Origin of the sequence: Nocardiopsis sp. Huas11 (assembly GCF_003634495.1) — a bacterium.
Taxonomy (GTDB): domain Bacteria; phylum Actinomycetota; class Actinomycetes; order Streptosporangiales; family Streptosporangiaceae; genus Nocardiopsis.
The window spans coordinates 6,785,487-6,808,160 of the sequence record NZ_RBKY01000001.1; the positions used below are offsets into that span (position 1 = coordinate 6,785,487).

General features: G+C 73.0%; 10 protein-coding genes. 5 read left to right on the plus strand and 5 right to left on the minus strand.

The genetic code is table 11. The annotated features are described in order from the left end of the window. Positions 1 to 48: 48 nt before the first annotated feature. From DFP74_RS30415 to DFP74_RS30425, 3 genes are read right to left on the minus strand one after another with little or no spacing between them, the layout of a single operon-like run. Positions 49 to 1,239 carry a cytochrome P450 gene (locus DFP74_RS30415; RefSeq protein ID WP_121187073.1) on the minus strand — a complete coding sequence of 397 codons (1,191 nt, stop codon included), beginning with the start codon at positions 1,237 to 1,239 and terminating at the stop codon, positions 49 to 51. Between the two features lie 11 nt (positions 1,240 to 1,250). Further along, entirely contained in the window at positions 1,251 to 6,236 is a 4,986-nt protein-coding gene (locus DFP74_RS30420; protein ID WP_121187075.1) for a thioester reductase domain-containing protein, read from the minus strand. After that, positions 6,233 to 13,963, minus strand: coding sequence for a type I polyketide synthase (locus tag DFP74_RS30425; RefSeq protein ID WP_158613084.1), 7,731 nt, complete (start codon positions 13,961 to 13,963; stop codon positions 6,233 to 6,235). The genes DFP74_RS30420 and DFP74_RS30425 overlap by 4 nt, the downstream gene beginning before the upstream one ends. 666 nt (positions 13,964 to 14,629) lie before the next feature. On the opposite strand from DFP74_RS30425, the gene DFP74_RS30430 reads away from it, so the two are divergent. The 3 genes from DFP74_RS30430 (at position 14,630) to DFP74_RS30440 (ending at position 17,682) form a co-directional block, all read left to right on the plus strand. Beyond that, positions 14,630 to 16,093, plus strand: coding sequence for an MFS transporter (locus DFP74_RS30430; protein WP_121187079.1), 1,464 nt, complete (start codon positions 14,630 to 14,632; stop codon positions 16,091 to 16,093). A 49-nt stretch (positions 16,094 to 16,142) separates the two neighbouring features. After that, positions 16,143 to 16,979, plus strand: a complete 837-nt coding sequence (locus DFP74_RS30435; protein WP_121187081.1) for an aldo/keto reductase — start codon at positions 16,143 to 16,145, stop codon at positions 16,977 to 16,979. Positions 16,980 to 17,067: 88 nt separating this feature from the next. Further along, on the plus strand, positions 17,068 to 17,682 hold the full coding sequence (locus tag DFP74_RS30440; RefSeq protein WP_121187083.1) for a TetR/AcrR family transcriptional regulator: 615 nt from the start codon (positions 17,068 to 17,070) through the stop codon (positions 17,680 to 17,682). Here DFP74_RS30440 and DFP74_RS30445 read toward each other — a convergent pair. Then, positions 17,656 to 19,833 (minus strand): MMPL family transporter, encoded by a 2,178-nt coding sequence (locus DFP74_RS30445; RefSeq protein ID WP_233571234.1) that lies wholly within the window; start codon positions 19,831 to 19,833, stop codon positions 17,656 to 17,658. The genes DFP74_RS30440 and DFP74_RS30445 overlap by 27 nt on opposite strands. Positions 19,834 to 20,049: 216 nt before the next feature. Between DFP74_RS30445 and DFP74_RS30450 the strand changes: the two genes are divergently transcribed. Then, positions 20,050 to 20,421 (plus strand): cupin domain-containing protein, encoded by a 372-nt coding sequence (locus DFP74_RS30450; protein WP_121187086.1) that lies wholly within the window; start codon positions 20,050 to 20,052, stop codon positions 20,419 to 20,421. A 44-nt stretch (positions 20,422 to 20,465) separates the two neighbouring features. On the opposite strand, the gene DFP74_RS30455 is transcribed toward DFP74_RS30450, so the two are convergent. Then, positions 20,466 to 21,401, minus strand: coding sequence for a helix-turn-helix domain-containing protein (locus tag DFP74_RS30455; RefSeq protein WP_121187088.1), 936 nt, complete (start codon positions 21,399 to 21,401; stop codon positions 20,466 to 20,468). A 170-nt stretch (positions 21,402 to 21,571) separates the two neighbouring features. On the opposite strand from DFP74_RS30455, the gene DFP74_RS30460 reads away from it, so the two are divergent. Next, positions 21,572 to 22,612, plus strand: a complete 1,041-nt coding sequence (locus tag DFP74_RS30460; protein ID WP_121187090.1) for an NAD(P)-dependent alcohol dehydrogenase — start codon at positions 21,572 to 21,574, stop codon at positions 22,610 to 22,612. Positions 22,613 to 22,674 lie beyond the last annotated feature (62 nt).

A 22,674-nucleotide genomic window follows, 5' to 3' on the forward strand; every position in this document is an offset into this window, starting at 1 on the left:
GTACGGGTGGCCGGTCCCGCTGGGTCCGGCCACTGGGGTCGCCCCAGGTCAGTTCGTCGTGCGGATCTTCATCTCGGCGATGCCGTACGCGCCCTGCCTGGTGCGCATCCGCGGCGGCTGCGCCGGGTCGAGGGCGAGCCGGTCGAGGTTGGCGTAGTAGGCGCGGAAGGCGCGCCCGGCCAGCAGACGGGTGAGGGCGGCCCCCGGGCAGAAGTGGGACCCGGCGCCGAAGCCGACGTGCTCGGACCCGTTGGCGCGGTCGATGTCGAAGACGGCGGGGTCGTCGAACTTGCGCGGGTCGCGGTTGGCGGCGCCGATCACGAGATGGACGAGCGAGCCCTCGGGAACGGTCAGGCCGTGCCGCTCGATCTCCCGGGTGGTGCGGCGCAGGGTCCACTGGATGGGGCTGAAGAGCCGCAGGTACTCGGCGATGAAGTCGTCGGTTCGATCCGGTTCGGCGCGCATGCGCTCGCCCAACTCCGGGTCGGACAGGAGCATCTCCAGACCGCCGGAGAGCAGGTTCATGGTCGTCTCGTAGCCGGCGGCGATGAACGACCAGGCCATGACGACCAGCTCGTCCTGGGAGAGGTTTCCGGCCTCGTGCTCGACGACCAGTTCGCCCAGGATGTCGCCGCGGTTGGGTCCGCCCTTGCGCTGCTGGGTGAGCTCGCCCATGTAGTTGCCGAACTCCAGGACGTCCTCGAAGAACCCGGGGACCTCCTCGGGGTCGAGTCCGGCGGCGACCGCGAACATGTCCATGATGGCCTGGGACCAGCGGCGCAGGTCCTTCTTGCGGTCGAGGGGGACGCCGAGCATGTCCCCCACCACGCGCAGGGGCAGCGTGGTCGAGAACGCCTCGACCCAGTCGACGGTCCCCTGAGCGACGGCGTCCTCGATGAGGTCGTCGATGACGCCGGTGACCCATCCGTCCAGGTTCTGCACGATCCGGGCGTTGAAGCCCCGGTTGGCGTTGCGCCGCAACCGGGTGTGCTCGGGTGCGTCCCGGTTCACGAGCACGGGGACGTCGAAGGCCCCCGTCATGACGTGGCTGGAGAAGAGCTCGCGGTCGCGCAGCGCGTCCCGGACGTCGTCATAGCGGCTGAACATGTAGAAGTCCTCGCCGTCCGCCGCGCCCTCCTTGACGTGGTGGACGGGGAACTCGTCGCGCAGGCGCTCGTAGAGCGGCCACGGCCTGAGCCGGTAGTCCTCATGGGTGAGATCGATCGAGAGAGCGGTCACTTCGGGCTCCTTCACTTCTGCGGAGGGTGGATGAATCCGGCGTCGACGAAGGCTCGGAGGAAGGTGTGGACCAGGCCGGTGTCCAGCGGCGGACAGCTCACACCGGTCCCGCTGAGGGCCTTGCGGGTGAGCTCCGACTCGAAGAAGGGCACCCGGGCGTGATCCATGCTGTCCTGGAGGAACGGGGCGAGTCCGAGGAGCGCCATGGTCCCCGCGTCGCGTCCGGTGACACGCGCGCGCCAGTCGTCCAGGGGCATCCGCTCCAGCGGGTAGCCGAACTCCTCGACGCTGTCGAAGAATTCCTTCCAGGACATGGACCGGTGGTTGGCGAGGTGGAACGTGCCCCCGTGGTTCTCGGGGCGGCCCGCCAGCTCGACGACCGCGCTCGCGACGTAGTCGATGGGAGCGGGCTGGACCGGCATGAGCGCGAGGGTGTGCGGAGCCAGGCCCGACTCGGTGCAGCCCTTGAGGATGAGGCTCAGGTGGTCGAGGCGGTTGAAGGCCCCGGTCACGCTGTGCCCACCGGTGTTGATGCGGTGGACGGTGACGGGCAGGCCGCGTTCGGCGGCGGTGCGCACCATCCGTTCGGAGACCCACTTGGTCTGCGCGTAGCCGACGACCAGTGGGCCGCTCTCGTGCAGGTCGGCGGTCTCGTCCACCGTGTCGGCCGTGTACTCCTCGGAGGAGAAGACCCCGACCGTGGAGATGAAGTGCACGGGCCGCGGCGCGCCGGCGGTCGCCAGGCGCAGGACCTCGCGGGTCCCGGTGACGTTGGGGCCCTCCAGGCCGCTGTAGGGGTAGGTCCACTTGACCATCCCGCCGCAGTGCACGATGTCGCCGACCCGCCCGTGCAGGGCGGTGAACTCCGCTTCGGGGAGGCCGAGGAGCGGTTCGGCCAGGTCGCCGACGACGGGCACGACCCGGGACAGGCGGGCTCCGGCGTCGATGCCGTAGCGGCGCAGGTTGTCCTCGATCCGCCGCGAGGCGTGGGCCGTGTCGTCGGCGCGTACGAGGCAGTGGACGTCGCCGTCGCGGCGGTTCAGCAGCTCGGCGAGCAGGAACGCGCCGACGAAGCCGGTCGCTCCGGTGAGCAGTGTCGCCGTCGGGGCGACACCGACCGGTTCCGGCGCTCCGTCGGCCCTGATGTCGGTGTCGAGCCCGGCCAGTTCGGTCATGCGCTCGACGGACAGGCCCCGAGTCCGTCGAACCGTCGCGGCCTTCGGCTCGGCCCTCCGCTCGGCCTCGGCCTCGGCGGCCACGGCGATCTCGGCCGACACCAGCCGGGCCAGGGACGCGGGGGTCCGGTCGTCGAAGAACACGTCCATGGGGAGGGTGACCCCCAGGTCCTCGATCACGGCGGTTCTCAGCTCCGCGATCATGAGGGAGTCCGCCACGTCCACCAGGAGGGCGTCGAGCTCCACCTCCGAGACGTCGGCCCCCAGGATGGCGGCGAGCACGCCGGTGACGTGGGCCAGGACCAGGCGTTCGCGTTCGGGGCCGGACGCCGCCCGCAGGGCCTCGGGTGAGGGTACGCCGGGTCGCCGCGGACCCGCCTCCACCCCGGCCCGGCGCTCGGCGGCCAGGCGCTCCAGGGTCCGTTCCGTGACGGGGCTGAAACCCGCACCCCAGACCTCGGCGACGAGGCTGCCGTCGTCCCCGTACAGGCGCAGGTCACCGACGATGCGGCCGTCGTCGCCACCGCGGAGCACGGTCACGCACTCCAGTTCCTCGTGGTCTCCGGTGGGGCCGACCCAGATGCGTTCGTAGCCCGTGCCCAGGTGGACCGGCTGGTCGTCGAAGCCCCGCTCCGCCAGTGCGACGACCGAGACGAGCTGGATGCAGGCGTCCAGGAGCAGCAGCTCGGGACGCACACCCGCCCGGACCCCGGCCGCGTCCGGCGCGGGCTGGACCAGGGTGCCCACCGCGGAGCGCTCACCGCGCCGTGCCGCCCGCACGAGGCGGAAGCTCGGCCCGAGCCGGAACTCGGGGTGCCACGCGCGGGTGTAGAAGTCGCCGGTGACGGGTTCGGTGGCGGCGTCCGCTCCCGCGGCGATGCCCGCCTCGTCGACGGCGCCGTCCGGCGGCGTCGGGTCCTGGTCTCCGTGGACGACGGTCTCGAAGTGGCTCCGCCACCGCCCGTCGGCGTCCTGGCTGAACACACGGGCCCGGGCCCGGCCGTCCTCCACGGGATCGAGGACCACCTGGACGGTGGCGGTGTCGTCGTCGCCGAGCACGAGGGACCGCGACACGGCCAGGTCCTGGGCGCGGGGCGTGCCGTCGAAGAGGGCGTCGGCGCACTCGAGGACGAGGTTGAGGAAGAGCACGCCCGGGACGACGAGCAGCCCGTGGACCCGGTGCTCCGCCAGGAACGGGACCCGGCTCAGGGACACTTCCGCCTCGCCGACGGTGCGACCGTCCGCGGTGCGCAGCACCCGCAGAAGGGGCCGGCCGGGTGCGGCCGGTCCGCCCGCGTCGGCCGCCCGGGTCAGGGACCTGCGGGGGTCGGCCGACGCGGGCCAGAAGGTCCGCCGCTGGAAGGGGTAGGTGGGCAGAACGGGCGGGTCGGCCGGGGCCGGACCGTTGAGCCGCGCCCAGTCGAGGTCCGCTCCGGCCGCCCACACCCGGGCCGCCGCCCGGACGAGGCCGTGGCGGACGCCGCGCTCCGTCTGGACGGACGGAACGCACACCGGCTCCTCCTCCGGGGCGGCGGTGAGGAAGTGCGGGAGCAGGCCGCCGTGCCCGAGTTCGACCACGACGTCGACCCCGCGGTCGGCGGCCGCGTGCACCACCTCGGTGACGGGCATGGACGCGTCCGCGCGGTGGTGCCAGTAGGCCGTGCTCGACGGGTCGAGACCGGTGTCTGCGGCGTCGGTCTCCGTGACCAGGTCGGCGGTGGGCGCGGTGAACTCCGTCCCCCCGAGGGCGGCCTCGTCCGGTCCGGCTCCGGACCGGGTGAGCAGCGCCCCGTCGCGGAGTCCGAGCGCACCCGCCAGGACACCGGCCGCGTAGCCGGAGCCGCCGTGCCCGACGACCAGGTCCGGGCGCACTCCGACCGACTCCCACCAGCGGCCCAGGGCGACCGCCGCGGTGAACGCGGCGGCGCGCGCCGCGGCCGGTTCGGACAGGGCCGCCTCCGCGTCGGCGCCGTCGAGCAGGGCGGCCAGGGGCGGTTCCGTGACCGCCCCCCAGACCTCGGTGAGGGCGTCGACCGTCTCGGTGACGGCGGGCACCCGGCCGTACACACCCGCCAGGGCGCCCGCCAGCCGGGGCCCGGCCGCGGGTACCACGAAGGCCACGCGCGGAGCGCCGCCCGGCCCGCGGCGGCCGCGCACGACGGCGGGATCGGAGTCACCGCGCGCGACCGCGTCCAGTCCTGCGGCCAGCTCCCCGGCGGAGGCGGCCACCACGACGGCGCGGTCGGTCAGGTCGGCGCGGCCCACGCCCGCCGACCAGGCCAGGGCGTGCGCGTCGGCGGGGTCCTCGGCGCGGACCCGCGCGGCCAGCGCCGCCGCGCTCTGGCGCACCGCGGCCTCGCCGCGCCCTGACACCTTGACCGCCACGGTGTCCGGGGGTTGCGTGGCGCCGCCCGGCGCCTCGGGCCCCGCCGGCGCGGACTCGACGACCACGTGGGCGTTCGTGCCGCCGAATCCGAAGGAGGACACCCCCGCGACGCGGCGCTCGGCCGTCCACGGTGCCGAGCGGGTGCCGACCACGACCGGGAGGGCGGCCCAGTCGACGGCGGGGTTGGGATCGGTGAGGTTCAGATGCGGGGGGAGGTGGCCGTGTTCGACGGCCAGGACCGTCTTGATCAGCCCGGCGATCCCGGCGGCGGCCTCCAGATGGCCGATGTTCGTCTTCACCGACCCCAGCACCACCGGGTCGGACGCGTCGCGACCCTCGCCCAACACCGATGCCAGCGCCCGGACCTCGATCGGATCACCCAGAGGGGTACCGGTACCGTGCGCCTCCACATAGCCCACATCGGCCGGACGCACGTCCGCCGCGGCCAGCGCCCGTCGCACGACCTCGCTCTGGGCGGAGGCCCGCGGAACGGTCAGGCCGGAGCTGTGGCCGTCCTGGTTGGTGGCCGAACCTTTGACCAGCGCCCGGGCCCGCAGGTGGGTGCCCTCCACCGAGGATGCGCGGCGCAGGACGACCACCCCGCACCCCTCGCCCCGCACGTAGCCGTCGGCCGCGGCGTCGAAGGTCTTGCACCGGCCCTCGGGCGAGAGCATGCCGGCCTTGGACAGGGCCACGGACGTGCTCGGTGAAAGCAGGCTGTTGACGCCCGCGACGATCGCGGTGTCGCACTCGCCCGCCCGGAGGGACTGGCAGGCCAGGTGCAGGGCGACCAGCGACGAAGAGCACGCGGTGTCCACCACCAGGCTCGGCCCCTCCAGACCCAGCGCGTACGACAGACGGTTCGCCGCCATGTTCAGGGCACCGCCGGTGGCCGCGTAGCCGTCCACGTCGGTCACGTCGCCGGTGGACAGGGTCAGCCGCTCGTAGTCGCTGCCGCCCATCCCCACGAACACACCGGTCCGTGAACCCTTCAAGGAGTCCGGCGCGATCCCCGCGTTCTCCAGGGCCTCCCACGCCACCTCCAGCACGAAACGGTGCTGGGGATCGATGCCGACCGCCTCGCGGGGCGGGATCCCGAACAGACCCGCGTCGAAGTCCCGGATCCCGTCGACGAACCCGCCGTGACGGGTGTACATCCGGCCCCGCGCGTCAGGGTCGTCGTCGTGGAAGTCCGCCAGGTCCCACCGGTCCGGTGGAACCTCCACCACACCGGAGCGGCCCTCCACCAACAGGTCCCAGAACGCGTCCACACCCGAGGCGCCACCCGGAAAACGGCAACCCATACCCACGACGGCGACGGGCTCGCTGTGGCGGCGACGGGACTCGGCGGCCTCCTCACGGGCGGTCCGCACCTCGATCAGGGCGCGGCGCAGGACGTCGGAGCGGTCGTTGTCGTCGGTCTGTGTCGGGTTCATGACTGCTCCAGCTCATCGCTGAGGAGCTCCAGGAGCTCCACTTCGGACAGGTCGTCGAGTCCCGGTGCCTGCTCCGGGGTGTGGGGCGGTCCGTCGCCGCCGCCGGTGTCGGCCGTCAGGGGCAGGACCTCGTCCAGCAGGAAGTCGGCGAGGTCGGCGACGGTGGGGTGTTCGAAGGCGATCGTGGCGGGGAGTTCGACTCCCAGCGCCTGTTCCAGCCGGGTCTTGAGCTCGACGCTCATGATCGAGTCCATCCCGGCCTCGAAGAATCCGGAGTGGCGGTCCAACCGCTCGCGGCGGCCGATCACGGCACCGACCTCGCGCTGGATCCGCTCCTCCATCAGCCGCGTACGCGCCGCTCCGGTGGCCGTGCCGAGCCGGTCCAGCAACGCCCGGTCGACGGCCGCGGCCGCGACGCCGGAACCGTCCATGAGTTCCAGCAGCGGCCGGCGCCGCTTGGCCTCCAGGACGGGCCGGAACCGGGACCAGTCGACCGGCGCGACCGTGACCTGGGTGCGGTCGGAGGACAGGAGCCGGTCCAGGGCCCCGAAGCCGAGCGGGTCCGGCAGGACGTCCAGACCCATCGACTGGAAGTAGCGCAGGTGCTCGTCGTCCACCAGATCGCTGCCCGACCACCACCCCCAGTCCACGGCCAGTCCCGGGAGTCCGCGGTCGGCGCGGTTCCACGCCATCACGTCCTCGAAGTGGTTGGCCGCCGCGTAGTGGCCCGCCGCCGCCGACCCCCACACGGCCGACGCGGAGGAGAACATGACGAGGAAGTCCAGTCCGTCGGCGACCGCGTCGAGCACCAGGGTGCCCTCGACCTTGGGGCGCAGGACCGCGCGGAACCGCTCCCAGTCCATCTCGCGAACCGTGTCGGCGTGGAAGGCGCCCGCGGCGTGGACCACGCCCCGGATCGCGGGCCAGGGCGCGTCCTGCGTGAAGAGGGCGGCCATGCCTTCGGCGTCGGCGACGTCCACCGCGGGTGTGTGGACGGTGGCTCCCGCGTCGCGCAGGGCACCGACCGCCGCGGTGACGGAGTCGTCGGGGTCCTCGGGCAGCGGTCGGCGGCCGGTCAGGATGAGATGGCGTGCTCCGTGGCCGACGAGCCAGCGTGCGACGCGCAGCCCCAGCGAGCCCCGCCCGCCGGTGACGAGGTAGGCGGCGTCACCGTGGACGACCGGACCCGGGCCCGCCGGGAGCGGCGCGGCACGGCGCAGCCGGGCCACGCGGCGCTCGCCCGCGCGGTAGGCGACCTGGTCCTCGCCGTCGCCGCCGGTGATCTCGGCGGTGACGGCGGCGGCGTCCGCGTCCGGGTCTGCGGCCCCGGGGTCGAGGTCGATCAGACCGCCCCACAGTTCCGGATGTTCCAGGGCGACCACCCGGCCCAGGCCCCAGACGGGGGCGTGGGCCGGCTCCGTTCCGGCGACACCCGCACCGCCCCGCGTGACCACCCAGATCCGGGCGGCGCCGGGGCCGCCGTCCAGGGCCCTGACAGCGCTCAGCAGCGGCCCGCACGAGCGGGTCAGCGCGTCGTCCAGTTCGGTGCCGGGACCCCGGACCGGGCCGACGTCGAGAGTCGCGCAGTGCACGAGGCCGCGCAGCCCCTCCGTTCCCGCGACGAGTTCACGCAGGGTGTCGGGCGCACCCAGGTCCAGCCGGTCGGCGCCGACCACGATGCTCCGCTCACCGATCCGCGCCAGCTCCCTGGCGATGCCGTCGGCCACGCCGGAGCCGTCGGCGACCAGCAGCCAGGCTCCGGACGCCCCCTCCCCGCCCGACTGCCGGACGGCGTCGGCCGCCCGCCACTCGGTCTCGTAGGTGTGGCGGTTCAGTCCCTCCTCCACCGCGTCGGCGGCGGCGGACGGCGGCCGCTCGGCACCGCGCGGTACCGGCCGGTCGGGGACCCAGTGCCGTTCCCGCTGCCAGGGGTAGTGGGGCAGCGGGACCCAGTGCCGGCGCGTCGGCTGGATCGCTCGGTGGTCGAGGTCGAAATCGAGGACGTACAGGCCCCCCGCGGCCTCCAGCATCGTGGTGCGGGGGTCCTGACGGGCCCGCATCGACGTCAGCACGGTGGCGTCGGCGACCCGGCCCCGCAGGGACTGCGCCGAGGGCGATCCCAGGACGGCGTGCGGGCCGACCTCCAGGACGACGTTGTGCGCCCGGTCGACGGCGGCGGCGCGCATCGCGTCGCGGTAGCGGACGGGGCTCACCAGGTTGCGGGCCCAGTAGTCGGTGTCGAACGCGTCGGGGCCGGCCCGCTCCCCCGTGACGGTCGAGTAGGCCGCCACGGCGGCCGGCTTCGGGGCCAACGGGGGCAGGGCACGGACGAGTTCGTCCTGGACCGGCACCATCAGAGGGCTGTGGAAGGCGTACTCCTCCTGGATGCGGGCCCAGCGTGCCCTCCGGTCGCGCACCAACGGTTCGAGCTCGGCCAGAGCGGCCGGGTCTCCCGCCACGACCGTGGCCTCCGGCCCGTTGACCGCGGCCACGAACAGCCGGTCGGCCAGCGGGGCGATCAGCTCGGCGACGTCGTGCGGTGGCAGGCCGACGGCGGCCATGGCGCCCGAACCGCGGGTGGAGGCCATCACCCGGCCACGGGCGACCGCCACCGCCATGGCGTGGTCCAGGTCCAGGGCGCCGGCTGCGTAGGCGGCGCCGATCTCGCCGACGCTGTGCCCGACGACCGCGTCGGGTTCCAGGCCCCAGGCCCGCCACCGCTCGGTGAGTGCGGCCTGGACGGCGACGATGGCCGGTTGGGCGTACTCGGTGTCGGTGAGCCGGGACACCGCGCCGTCCTCGCCGAGGACCTCCGACAGCGACCAGCCCGCCAGTTCACGGACGAGCTTCTCGCAACGCCGGAGGACGTCGGCGCAGACCGGGTCGGCCAGGAGGCCGAGGCCCATCCCCGCCCACTGGCTTCCCTGGCCGCTGTAGGCCAGGATCAACCGCCGCTGGTCCTCGGGGACCGCCGTACCGGTCGCCAGTCCGCGGACGCGGCGGCCGTCCGCCGCCTCGGCGAGCAGCTCCACGGCCCGCTCCGCGGAGTCGGCGGCGACCGCCATCCGGACGGGCAGGTGGGAGCGGCGCAGGGCGGCGCCGGCGGTGACGTCGGCCCAGCGGGGCGCGTCGTCCCGGCCGAGGAGGGCGCCGTAGTCGGCGGCCAGGGCGGAGACCGCCGCCGAGCCGTGGGCCGACAGGGTCAGCAGTTCGGCGCGCGGTACAGCCGGTACGTCCTCCTCCGGGGCGCCGGTGCCGTCCCCGACCCGGGCCGCGTCGTCGGGTGCCTGGGCGAGCACCATGTGCGCGTTGGTCCCGCTGAACCCGAAGGAGCTGATGCCCGCCGTGCGAGGACCCGCGCAGGTCCACTCGGCGTCCTCGGTCGGGATCCGGACGGGCAGGTGGGACCAGTCGACGTTCGGGTTGGGGTCGTTCATGTGCAGGTGCGGGGGGATGCGGCCGTGCTTGAGGGAGAGCGCGACCTTGATGAGGCCGGACACCCCGGCGGCGGCCTCCAGATGGCCGATGTTGGTCTTGACCGAGCCGACCACGACCGGTGCGGCCGCAGTCGCTTCCGGGCGGAGGACGTCCGTGAGCGCCTCCAGTTCGATGGGGTCTCCGAGCGCCGTCCCCGTACCGTGCGCCTCGACGTAGCCGATCTCCTCGGGGGCGGCGGCCGCGTCGCGCAGGGCATCGCCGATCACGGCCTGTTGCGCACGGCCGTTGGGGACGGTGAGGCCGGCGCTGCGGCCGTCCTGGTTGACCGCCGAGCCGCGGATGACCGCCCAGACGCGGTCCCCGTCGGCGACCGCGTCGGTGAGCCGCTTGAGGACGAGGGCTCCGGCTCCCTCGCCCCGCGCGTAGCCGTCGGCGGCGGCGTCGAAGGTCTTGCAGCGGCCGTCGGGGGCCAGTGCGCCGAGGTTGATCAGGCCCACCGTGGTCGCCGGAGAGAGCATGAGATTCACTCCGGCGACCAGCGCGGTGTCCGACTCGCCCGAGCGCAGGCTCCGGGCGGCCAGGTGGGCGGCGACGAGGGAGGAGGAGCAGGCGGTGTCGATCGCCATGCTGGGCCCCTGTGCGCCGAGGACGTAGGACAGCCGTCCGGCGGCGACGCTGGCGGTGTTGCCCGTCGCCACATAGGGGTCGGCGTCCAGTGCCCCGGACGTGGTGAGCAGCTGGAGGTAGTCGGCGGTGGTGACGCCGACGAAGACACCCGTGCGCGATCCCTCGACGGCGGACGCGGGGATTCCGGCGTCCTCCAGGGCCTCCCAGGTGACCTCCAGCAACAGGCGCTGCTGGGGGTCCATGTGCCGTGCCTCCCGGGGAGTGATCCCGAACGCCTCGGCGTCGAATCGGTCGACCGGGCCGGTCAGGAAGCCACCCCGGAAGGCGTGGTCGCGGCCGGGGGCGGCGAACTCGGCGGCGTCCCAGCGGTCGGCGGGGACGCCGGAGGTGGCGTCGCGCCCCTCCCGGAGCAGGCGCCAGTACGCGTCGGGTGTGTCGGCGCCGCCGGGGAAGCGACAGGCCATGCCGACGATCGCGATGGGCTCGGTGTCCGATGAGGCGGGCCGCTCCACCGCTGTGGTGGGGGGCGCCACGGCGGCCTCCCCGGTGTCGGTCTCCGTGACCGCGGTGTCCGCCACTGGTTCGGACGCCGCGTCCGGGGCCTGCGGCGCCGCCCCGAGGTCGGCGAGGTGGCGGGCCAACTGCCGAATCGTGGGGTGCTCGAACACCGCCGTCGTGCGGACCCGCGTGCCGAGGTCGCGTTCCAGCATCTTCCTGAGCCGCACGACCATGGCGGAGGTGATCCCGAGGTCGAACAGACCCGCGTCCTGGTCGAGGGTGTCGGCCTCGTCGAGTTCCATGACCGACGCCAGCGCACCCCGGAGGTAGGTGACCAGCGCGCTGATCTGGTCGGCACCTTCGCGGTCGCCGGCTGCACCGAACGCGGACAGGGGCGCGGCGGGAACGTCCGGCACCGTCTCCTCGGGCGGGGGGACCGCCCGCGGCGGCGTCCGCCCCCTGGTGCCCCGTTCTCCGTCCGGGGGTACCGGCACCGCGTTGTCGGCCCAGTAGGGCCGGCGCTGGAAGGGGTAGGTGGGAAGCGTCGGCGCCACGCCCGGCCCCGGGCCGTTGACCCTGGCCCAGTCGATGTCGACCCCCGCCGCCCAGACCTGGGCCACGGCCTCCATCAGCCCCTGGTACACGCCCTCCTCCGTCAGGACCGAGGGGACGCACACCGGCTCGCGGTCTCCGGCGACGCCGAGGAACAGCGGCAGCAACCCGCCGGGCCCGAGCTCGACCACCACGCGCGCGCCGCGGTCCAGGACCGTGCGCATCGCCGCGGAGAAGAGCACGGGCCGGCGGGTGTGCCGAACCCAGTAGTCCGCGGTGGTGACCGTGGCGCCGGCCAGCTCACCGGTGGAATCGGACACCAGGTCGCGGTCCGGCTCCCGAGGGTGGATTCCCTCGAAGGCCGCACCGAGATCGGGGAGGACGGACTCCATGAGCGGGCCGTGGGAGGCGTACGAGACGCGCAGCCGCGCGCTCTTGACGCCCCGTCCGGCCATCGTCTCCATGACGGCCAGGACCTGTTCCGTCGGTCCGGAGACGACGTTCTCGCGAGGGCCGTTGTAGGAGGCGATCACGACCTGCCCGTGGCGCAGCTCGTCGAGGGCCGCCAGGTCCTCCGCCGGGCAGAACACCGCGGCCATCGCGCCGACGGGCGGCAGGGCGCCCATCAGTCGGGCACGGGCCCGGGTCAGGCGCGCGCCCTCGCCGACGGTGAACACGCCCGACAGCACGGCGGCGGCGTAGGCGCCCGCGCTGTGGCCCAGGACGACGTCGGCACGGACTCCGACCGACTCCCACCAGCGTCCCAGGGCGACCGCCACCGCGAACAGGCACGGCTGCACGACGGCCGTGTCCATCAGGGCTTCGGCGGCCTCCTCACTGTCGTCGAGAAGCACTGACAGCGGCAGCTCCGACACCGGCCCCACGACCGCGGCCACCTCGTCGACCACCTCGGTCACGGCGGGGACGCGCCCGTACACGCCCGAGAGGGCGCCGGCCAGGCGCGGGCCCTGGCCCGGGACCACGAAGGCCACGCGCGGGGCGCCGCCCGCGCCGCGCCGCCCCCGGGCCAGACCGGGGCCGCCACGCCCGAGCGCCACCGCGTCGAGTCCGGCCACCAGCTCGTCGGGGGACGACGCCACGACGGCGGCGCGGTCGGGCAGATCGGCCCGTCCGGTGCCGGCCGACCAGGCCACACCGGCGAGGCCGTCGTCCAGTTCGCCCCGGTCCCTCGCGGACCGCGCCCAGGCGGCCAGCCGCGCGGCGCCGTCGCGCAGAGCGGCCTCGCCGCGCCCCGACACCTTCACCACGACGGGTGCCCGGGCCGACGCGACGGGCTCGCCTTCCTCGGCGGCACCCTCCGACGACGGCACGGACTCCAGAACCGCGTGCGCGTTGGTGCCGCCGAATCCGAAGGAGGACACCCCCGCGACGCGGCGCTCGGCCGTCCACGGACGCAGCTCGGTTCCCACCTCCAGGGGCAGCCGGTCCCACGGCACCACCGGGTTGAGGTCGGTGACGTTGAGGTGGGGCGGAACGGCCCCGCGCTCCACGGCCAGGACCGTCTTGATCAGCCCGGCGATCCCGGCGGCGGCCTCCAGATGGCCGATGTTCGTCTTCACCGACCCCAGCACCACCGGGTCGGACGCGTCGCGGCCCTCGCCCAGCACCGCGGCCAGCGCCCGGACCTCGATCGGATCACCCAGCGGCGTTCCGGTACCGTGCGCCTCCACATAGCCCACATCGGCCGGACGCACGCCGCCCGCCGCGAGCGCCCGTGCGACCACGTCCTCCTGGGCAGCGCCCCGAGGCGCGGTCAGCCCGTTGCTGCGACCGTCCTGGTTGGTGGCCGAACCCCTGACCAGCGCGCGGACCCGCGAGTGGGTGCCCTCCACCGAGGATGCGCGGCGCAGGACGACCACCCCGCACCCCTCGCCCCGCACGTAGCCGTCGGCCGCGGCGTCGAAGGTGCGGCAGGCGCCCCGTGGCGAGAGCATGCGGCCCTTGGACAGCGCCACCGTCGTCCCCGGGTCGAGCATCAGGCTCACACCGGCGACGATCGCGGTGTCGCACTCGCCCGCCCGGAGGGACTGGCAGGCCAGGTGCAGGGCGACCAGCGACGAAGAGCACGCGGTGTCCACCACCAGGCTCGGCCCCTCCAGACCCAGCGCGTACGACAGGCGGTTCGCCGCGAAGTTCAGGGCGCTGCCGGTCGCCGTGTAGCCGTCGTGGAAGGAGCTGCCGCCCGCGGCCAGTCGCAGCCGCTCGTAGTCGCTGCCGCCCATCCCCACGAACACACCGGTCCGTGAACCCTTCAAGGAGTCCGGCGCGATCCCCGCGTTCTCCAGGGCCTCCCACGCCACCTCCAGCACGAAGCGGTGCTGGGGATCGATGCCGACCGCCTCGCGGGGCGGGACCCCGAACAGACCCGCGTCGAAGTCCGCCGCCCCGTCCACGAACCCGCCGTGGCGCGAGTAGGTCCGTCCCTCCGCTTCCGGATCCTCGTCATGGAAGTCCGCCAGGTCCCACCGGTCCGGTGGAACCTCCACCACACCGGAGCGGCCCTCCACCAACAGGTCCCAGAACGCGTCCACACCCGAGGCGCCACCCGGAAAACGGCAGCCCATACCCACGACGGCGACGGGCTCGTCCACACCGCATGCTCCACCCTCGCCGGCGGTATCCGACTGAACTGACGGATTCTCCCGATCAGCCATACTTCACCTCCATGGGAACCAATGGGCGCGCCCGGAATGACTCGACAGGCACCGGGAAAGAAGCGGATTAGTCGCAGTCCGGACATTCCGCACATCCCTGACACCGAGGATAGTGTTGTTCACTCTTGCAGTGACAACCCTTATTTTTCGACTCGCCGAACTAGGGGGTGAATCCGGACGCACAGAGGCCCAGGAGGCCGGATACACAAAGTGAATTGAGAATTATCAAGGTGTTCACAATCCCAGGACCAGCGGATACGCAGAGGATGGCGCGCCCTTTCATCACGACTGCGACACTCGGTGACGAGCTTTTCACTGGAAGTTTTCACCGCGCCGTCCGGAAACAGTCGATCAATAAATGGCACCCCTGACCCACCCCTGGTCTCCGGCGCCCGAATCTCCGGAACATAGGGGTCTGTCCAAGGAAAAGCAGGGGTTGACTCCCCCCCGATGAAGCCGGGAACGTGAGCAGGCGAACAGCGCAGCAATTCCCACCCGTCTCCCACCATCGCCCCCGGGCGCTACGTGAAGAGTGGGACTTCCAGCCTCCGGCTCCACGCCAATTTCCGTTCCCTATGGACCGATAACCGACGGGAGTCCCCCTTGGTCGACCAAGCGCACCGCGACGCGCCCGAAGTCCCCCTCTCCCCCCGCCGCAGGACCGCCGCCCTCGTCGTCCTCCTCATCGGCCTCGGCATGGACGTCCTGGACGGCAGCATCCTCTACGTCGCCCTGCCCACCATCCAGCGCGACCTGTCCGCCTCGGGATCCCACCTGCAGTGGCTGGCCGCCGGGTACGCCCTGCCCTTCGCCCTGGCGATGATCACCGGGAGCCGGCTCGGCGACATCCACGGGCGCCGTCGGGTCTTCCTCTTCGGCATGGTCCTCTTCTCCGCCACCTCCCTGGTGTGCGGCTTAGCCGGGAGCGTCGAGGTCCTCATCGCCGCCCGTGTGGCCCAGGGTCTCGCGGCGGCCCTGATGGTCCCCCAGGTCATGGCGACGATCCAGGTCATGTACCCGCCCGGTCGGCGCGGCATCGCGATCGCCGCGTCCAGCGCGGTCTTCGCCGTGACGACCGTCTTCGGCCCGGTCCTGGGCGGACTGCTCCTCAGCCTCGACATCGCCGACCTGGGCTGGCGCGTGATCTTCCTCGTCAACGTGCCGATCTGCGTGCTCGCCGCCGTCGCCACGCTGATGCTCGTCCCGGAGTCGAGGGCCTCCTCCGCCATCCGGCTGGACCTGGTCGGCGTCCTGCTCGCCACGCTCGGCATGGTCGCTCTGCTCTACCCCCTCATCGTGGGTGCCGAGCAGGGCTGGCCGCTGTGGTCCGTCGTGACCCTCGTACTGTCCGTCCCCCTACTGGCCCTCTTCGTCCTCCACCAGCGGCGGCGCCACTCGTCCCCGCTCGTCGAACTCTCCCTCTTCGCCCGGCGGTCGTTCACCGGCGGACTGGTCGTCATGATGCTGTGCATGGGAGGCGTGAGCGGGTTCTCCCTGGTGTTCACGATCTACCTCCAGTCCGGCCTGGGCTACGACGCCCTGGCGGCCGCCTTGACCCAGATGCCGTGGGGGCTGGCCGCGGCCGTGTTCGCCGTCCTCTCCATCGGCGTCCTCGCCCCGCGCCTCGGGCGCCGGGTGGTCGCGATCGGTATGGCGGTCACCATCGTCGGTATGACGGCCCTGGTCGGAGTCACGATGACGGCGGACGGCTCCACCGGCGGTCTGGTCTTCCTCGTGCCGCTCGCCCTCGGCGGCGCGGGCATGGGTATGGGGGTCGCCCTCGTCTTCGACTTCGCGCTGCACGACGTTCCCGTGGCGGACGCGGGGTCGGCGTCCGGTCTGCTCAACACCCTCCAGCAGGTGTCCATCGCCATGGGGGTCGCCCTGGTCGGGGCCCTGTACTTCGTGCTCCTGCCGGGCACGGACCCGGCCGCCCCCGCCGCGGAGGCCGCCGGCTCAGCCCTGTCGGCCACGGTCCTGCTGCCGCTGGCCATGATCGCCGTCGCGCTGCTCGCGGTGCGCGCGCTGCCACGTTTCGCCACGCAGAAAGAGGACGACGCCGCCTGATCCGCCCCTGACGACGCGATCGGGCGGCACTCCAGGAAAGGTGCCACCTGTGCTGCACGCCCTTCTCAACGACGGCCGCACCAGGCCCCGGCTCGGGCTCGGTGTCGGCCGCGTCGCCGACGACCAGACCCGCACGGCGGTCGCCGACGCCCTCCGAGCCGGCTATCGCGCCATCGACACGGCCAGCCGATACGGCAACGAGACCGGAGTGGGCCGGGCCGTGGCGGCCTCCGGGATCGCCCGGAGCGACCTGTACGTCACCACCAAGGTGTGGAACGACGAGCAGGGGTACGACCGGACCCTCAGAGCCTTCGACGCCAGTCTGGACCGGCTCGGCCTGGACTACGCCGACTCCTACCTCATCCACTGGCCCGCGCCCGAGCTGAACGCCTACCTCGACACCTGGAGGGCGCTCGTGCGCCTGAGGTCCGAGGGCCGCGTGCACTCGATCGGCGTCTGCAACTTCACCGAGCCGCTCCTGGAGCGGCTGGTCCAGGAGAGCGGCGAGGTACCCGCGGTCAACCAGATCGAACTGCACCCCTACCTGTCCCGGATGGAGCTGCGGGGCGCCAACGCCCGGCACGGCGTCCTGACCGAAGCCTGGAGCCCGCTCGGGCAGGGCAGGGGAATGCTGGCGGACCCCGTCCTCCGTACCGTCGCCGACAAGCACGGCCGGTCCCCCGCCCAGGTGGTGCTGCGCTGGCACCTGCAGCTCGGCAACGCCGTCATCCCCAAGTCCGTGACGCCGTCCCGGATCCGGGAGAACATCGACGTCTTCGACTTCGTGCTCGACGCCGAGGACCTGACCGCGATCGCGGCCCTCAACCGCGACGAGCACTGCGGCCAGGATCCGGCCACCTACCGGCGCGCGTTCACCACCGGCTGACACCGTGGCCGCCGGTCCGCCCACCGGGTGTGAACTCCGCGGGGGCGGGCCGGTGCACCTCCTGTCGGCGACGTCCTAGGATGGGGGGATGGCCCAGGACACGCGTAAGGCTCTCGTGACGTCGGCCACCGGTCTGCTCGACTCCGGTGGCATCGAGGCGGTGACACTGCGCGAGGTCGGTCGGCTGAGCGGCGTGTCGCACATGGCGCCCTACAAGCACTTCGCCGACAAGGAGTCGCTGCTGGCGGCCGTCGCCGGACGCGAGCTCCAGCGGCTCGGCGACATCGTCGACGAGGCGGCCCGGCAGGCGCACGACTCCCAGAACGCGCTGCGCACCGTTCTGCACTCCTACACCGCGTGGGCTCTGGACCATCCGGTGCGGTTCGCGCTGATCTACGGTTCCTGGTCCCGGCCGCACGAGGAGCTGGCCGTGGCCGCGGGCCGGACCCACGCGGCGCTGACCGGCGTCGTCCGGCAGTGCCAGGCGGACCGGGTCGTCCCCGGCGGGGACACCGAGCGTCGGACCGCCATGCTGCTGGCCCTGGTCCACGGCACGGTCAGCCTCGCCCTCAGCGGGCACCTCGCGCGCGGCGGCAAGGGCCAGGCCGATCCCGGTGACATCGTGGACGACGTCCTGGACCTGCTCAGCTCCGCCGCCGCCGCCGCGCGCGCGCCCTCAGCCGGTGCGCACGGCGCCGTGTGAGTCCCGCGCGCCCTTCGCGGGCGGAGCCGGAGCCCCGTCGGGGGACCCGTCGCCGCCGCGCGGGCGCAGGAACCGCGGCGCCCACCAGTTCAGGTCGCCGAACAGGCGCATCGAGGCCGGAACCACGAGCGCCCGCACGAGGGTGGCGTCGAGGATCATGGCGACCGCCAGGCCGATCCCGATCGTGGTGATGACCAGGGAGTCGGACATGATCCCGGTGGTGCCGAGGACCACGACCATGAGCAGCGCGGCGCTGCTGATGATCCCCCCAGTGCGCTGCAGCCCCACCTTGACGGCCCGCGTGTTGTCCCCGGTCGCCAGGTACTCCTCACGCGCCCGGCTCACGATGAACGTCTCGTAGTCGGTGATGAGACCGAAGGCGATGACGACGATGATCGCGTAGGTCCAGATGTCGGTGGTGCCCACGGGCTCGAACCCCAGGACCGACGCGAACCCGCCCTCCTGGACGCCCCACGTCATGATGCCGAGCGAGGCGGCCAGGGACAGGAAGCCGAGCAGGACCGCCTTGATCGGCAGCAGCACGGAGCGGAAGGCGAAGAACAGCAGGACCAGCGTCGCCGTGACCACGACGAGCAGCGTGACGGGCAGCGCCGCCAGCGTGGACGCCGTGTTGTCCAGGGTCAGCGCCGGACCGCCCGGTCCCCCGACGAGGATCTCCGTGGCGCCGGCGGGAGGTGACTCGGCACGGATCTCCCGGACCAGGTCCAGGTTGGCCGTGTCGTCGGGGTCCCCGGAGAAGCCCACGGACACCAGCGCCGTGTCGTCGTTGGTCCGCTCCACCGCGGCCCCGGTGGCGGCCTCCAGGCCGTCCAGTCGCTCGGCGTAGTCCGCCAGGCCCGCGGGGTCGGTGTTCCCGACGACGGCGATGTCGATGGCCCCCTCGGCCGGGCCGCCGCTGGGGAACTCGTCGCGGATCATGTTCGAGCTGATGTGGCCGTCGTTGTCCGCGGGCAGGTAGCGGTGGTTGGTCAGGCCGGGGTTCAGTGTGAGCAGGGCCGAGGCCACGATCAGCAGGACGGCGCCGGAGGCCACCAGGGACACGACCGGTCTGCGCATGACGACGGTCGCCGCGCTCGCCCAGAATCCGGTCTCGCTGGTGGCGGCCGCGTCGACGGTACGGCGCCGGGGCCGCGGCAGGGCGAGGGCGTTGATCCGGCGCCCCAGGAGGGCGAGGATCGCGGGCAGGACGACGACCGCGGAGATGATGGTGAACAGCACCACGGTCATGCCGCCCAGACCGAAGGAACGGGAGACCGGCTGGGGGAAGAGCAACAGACCGGCGAGCGCGACCACGACGGTCAGCCCTGAGTAGGTCACCGTGCGCCCCGCGGTCGCCAGCGTCGCGGGCAGCGCCCGGCCGACGTCGTCGTGCCGGGCCAGTTCGTCCCGGAACCGGCTGACCAGGAACAGGCCGTAGTCGATGGCCAGGCCGAGGCCGAGCATGGCGGTGATCTGGAGGGCGAAGACCGAGATGTCGGTGACCGAGGTCAGCAGGCGCAGCAACACCATGGAACCGAGGATGGAGAACATGCCGAGGACGAGGGGGACGATCGCGGCGACGAGGCCCCGGAAGATGATCACCAGGAGCACGAAGAGGATCGGGAAGGCGATGACCTGGGCCGATCCCAGGTCCTCCATGGCGGTCGACTGCAGTTGCTGCAGGCTGTTGAGCTCGCCGCCCATGTAGTTCTGGAGCCCGTCGGCCTCCAGGAGCGGAAGGATCTGTTCGTAGGAGGCGAGGCGTTCCACCTCCGTCTCCCCCGTCACGCGGATCGCGACATAGGTGGCGGTGCGGTCCTCGGAGACCAGGAGTTCACGCTCCTCCTCGGTCAGCCCGGGCGACCAGTGGCCGACCACCGACTCCACGAGTTCGTCCGGAATGCCGTCCACCGCCGAGGTGACGGCGTCGGCGTAGTCCGGTGCGTCGACGGTCAGCGCACCCGACTCGTCGTCGTAGACCACGACCGCGTCGTAGGTGATGTCGCCGAACTCCCGCTCGATGAGCCGATCGGCGCGCTCGGACTCGGTGTCGGGGTCGGCGTAGCCGGCCGAGCCCAGGGCCGGGAAGAGCCCCGTGCCCCAGAACACCGCGAAGACGGCGAAGGCCAGGGCCGCCAGGAGCACGGACACGGGCCTACGATGGGTGAATCTCCCCAGGGCCGCGAACATGGATCGCGTCCTTCCGTGGCAGGCCGGCGCAGGGGCCGACGAGCGGATGGTTTACGCGGTAAACCTACGAGGCCCGCTCGTGGGCTGTCAAGGGGCATGACACAGGGTCAGATCCGCGTGCGATCTGCTGACACCATGGCGCCCGCCGGACCGAGGATCGCCTGGGAGAGTGGCGTGATGACGACGATGGAACCACCCCCCGCCCCTTTCGCCCTGCACGTGCCCGACGCGGAGCTGGAGCCGGATCCGCTGGACCCCGACCAGATCGTCTCCGGTGACCCGGTGGTGACCGGCCGCGTGCTGTGGGAGTCGGCCGACGGCTCCCAGGTGCGCGGCCTGTGGCAGATCACGCCCGGCGTGGTCACCGACACCGAGGCCGACGAGCTGTTCGTCGTGGTCAGCGGGCGGGCGACCATCGAGTTCGAGGGCGGCCCCGTTCTGGAGGTCGGGCCCGGTGACGCCTGCGTGCTGCGGGAGGGCGACCGGACCACCTGGACCGTGCACGAGACCCTGCGCAAGGCCTACCACATCAGCCTTCCCCGCCCCTGAGGCCCGCGGCGGCGCCCGCGTGCGGGGGCCGTGCGGCCCCCGGCCTAGCCCCTGTCGGGTCGGGGCGCGGAGGCGTCCACGTGGGCCGCGTCCGCGCCCCAGCTGCCCAGCAGCCGCAGGCCGTCGGCGGAGGGCGAGTCGGGCTCCGCGTGGTAGGTGACCAGGTGCTGGTCGGCGTCGTCGGGCAGGGTGAGGGTCTCGAAGGACAGTGTCAGCTCCCCCACGAGCGGGTGCAGGAGCCGTTTGACGCCGTGCCCCTTCTCCTTGACGTCGTGCTCGGCCCACAGGCGGCGGAACTCGTCGCTGCGCACCGACAGCTCCCCCACGAGCGCCGCCAGCTCGGGGTCGTCGGCGTGGCATCCCGCTTCCAGGCGCAGGAAGCTGACGATGTCGGCCGCCTTGGCGTCCCACTCGGCGAACAGCTCGCGCGGCTCCGGTCGCAGGAAGACCATCCGTGCCCAGTTGCGCTCCCTGGCCGGGATCCGCTCCCAGTCCCCGAACAGCGACGCCGCCATCCGGTTCCACGCCAGGATGTCCGTGCGCCGTCCGATGACGTAGGCGGGGACGCCCTCCAGCGCGTCGAGCAGCGTCCTGAGGGCGGGCCGCACCCGCTGTGAGCGCGCCTGTGTCCTGCGCCGGTGCCGCTTGGGCTTGGCCAGATGGGTCAGGTGGGCGTGCTCGGTGTCGGTGAGGCGCAGGGCCCGGGCGATGGCGTCGAGGACCTCCGCGGACACGTTGCGGCCGTGCCCCTGCTCCAGCCGGGTGTAGTAGGCGACCGACACCCCCGCGACCTGGGCCAGCTCCTCGCGGCGCAGGCCGGGGACCCGGCGGTAGCGGCCCACGCGCGGCACCCCGACGTCCTCGGGGGTGAGCCTGGCCCGCCGTGTGCGGAGGAACTCGCCGAGTTCGGCGCGGCGTCGCAGGACCGCCTCCGCCTCGCGCCGTCCCGTCGTGCTCGGTGTGCCCGGTTCGTCTTCCATGCTCCCAGTATTCCCCGTCCTACGCCCACGAGCCTGACCTCGCTGGTGGTAGGCACAGTGGTCCTATGCGACACAGGGGTCTGGGTGAGCGGCCCGATCCTTGGCAGCCTCGGAGGTGTCCCGGCCGGATCCGGCCGGGTATCCGCAGTTCCGCCGAGGAGAACCACCCTGTGAGCACCGTCGCCGCCTACGCAGCACCCGCGGCCAAGGCACCGCTGGAGCGCACGACCATCGAGCGCCGACCCGTCGGCGAGTTCGACGTCCTGATCGACATCAAGTACGCGGGCATCTGCCACTCCGACATCCACCAGGTCCAGGAGGGGTGGGGTGAGGCGATCTTCCCCATGGTCCCCGGGCACGAGATCGCCGGCGTGGTCGCCGAGGTCGGCCCCGGCGTGACCCGCCACGCGGTCGGCGACCGCGTGGGCGTGGGCTGCTTCGTCGACTCCTGCCGCGAGTGCGGGCCCTGCCGCGCGGGGACCGAGCAGTTCTGCGAGCAGGGCATGACCCCGACCTACAACGGCCTGGACCGCTCGGGCCGACCGACCTACGGCGGCTACTCGACCGCCGTCGTGGTCGACGAGAACTACACCCTGCGCATCCCCGACGCGCTGCCCCTGGACACGGCCGCGCCGCTGCTGTGCGCGGGCATCACGTCGTACTCGCCGCTGCGCCGCTGGAAGGCCGGCCCGGGGACGAGGGTCGCCGTGCTGGGCATGGGCGGGCTCGGCCACATGGGCGTCAAGCTGGCCCACGCCATGGGCGCCGAGGTCACGGTGCTCAGCCAGACGCTGCGCAAGCGCGAGGACGGCCTGCGCCTGGGCGCGGACCACTACTACGCGACCAACGACCCGGCGACGTTCGAGAAGCTGGCCGGGGCCTTCGACGTGATCCTGTCGACCGTGTCGGCCCCGCTGGACTTCGGCGCCTACCTGGGCCTGCTGCGGCCCGAGGGCGTCCTGGCCAACGTCGGCGCCCCGGAGGAGCCGGTCTCGATCAACCTCTTCTCCCTGATCGGCGGCAACAAGGCCATCGTCGGGTCGATGATCGGCGGGATCGCCGAGACCCAGGAGATGCTGGACTTCTGCGCCGAGCACGGCATCGGCTCGGAGATCGAGGTGATCAGCGCCGCGGAGATCGGCACCGCCTACGAGCGGGTGGTCGCCAGCGACGTGCGCTACCGCTTCGTGATCGACACCGCCACCATCTGACCGGGGCCGGCGCGATAGAGCTCCGCCCCGCGGTGACGCGCCCGCGGCCGTGACGCCTCTCC

What these genes read in the sequence shown, in the direction of transcription:
- DFP74_RS30420 (WP_121187075.1), bottom strand. Translation starts at nt 6,236, where the DNA reads ATGAACCCGACACAGACCGACGACAACGACCGCTCCGACGTCCTGCGC.
- DFP74_RS30450 (WP_121187086.1), top strand. Translation starts at nt 20,050, where the DNA reads ATGACGACGATGGAACCACCCCCCGCCCCTTTCGCCCTGCACGTGCCC.
- DFP74_RS30440 (WP_121187083.1), top strand. Translation starts at nt 17,068, where the DNA reads ATGGCCCAGGACACGCGTAAGGCTCTCGTGACGTCGGCCACCGGTCTG.
- DFP74_RS30455 (WP_121187088.1), bottom strand. Translation starts at nt 21,401, where the DNA reads ATGGAAGACGAACCGGGCACACCGAGCACGACGGGACGGCGCGAGGCG.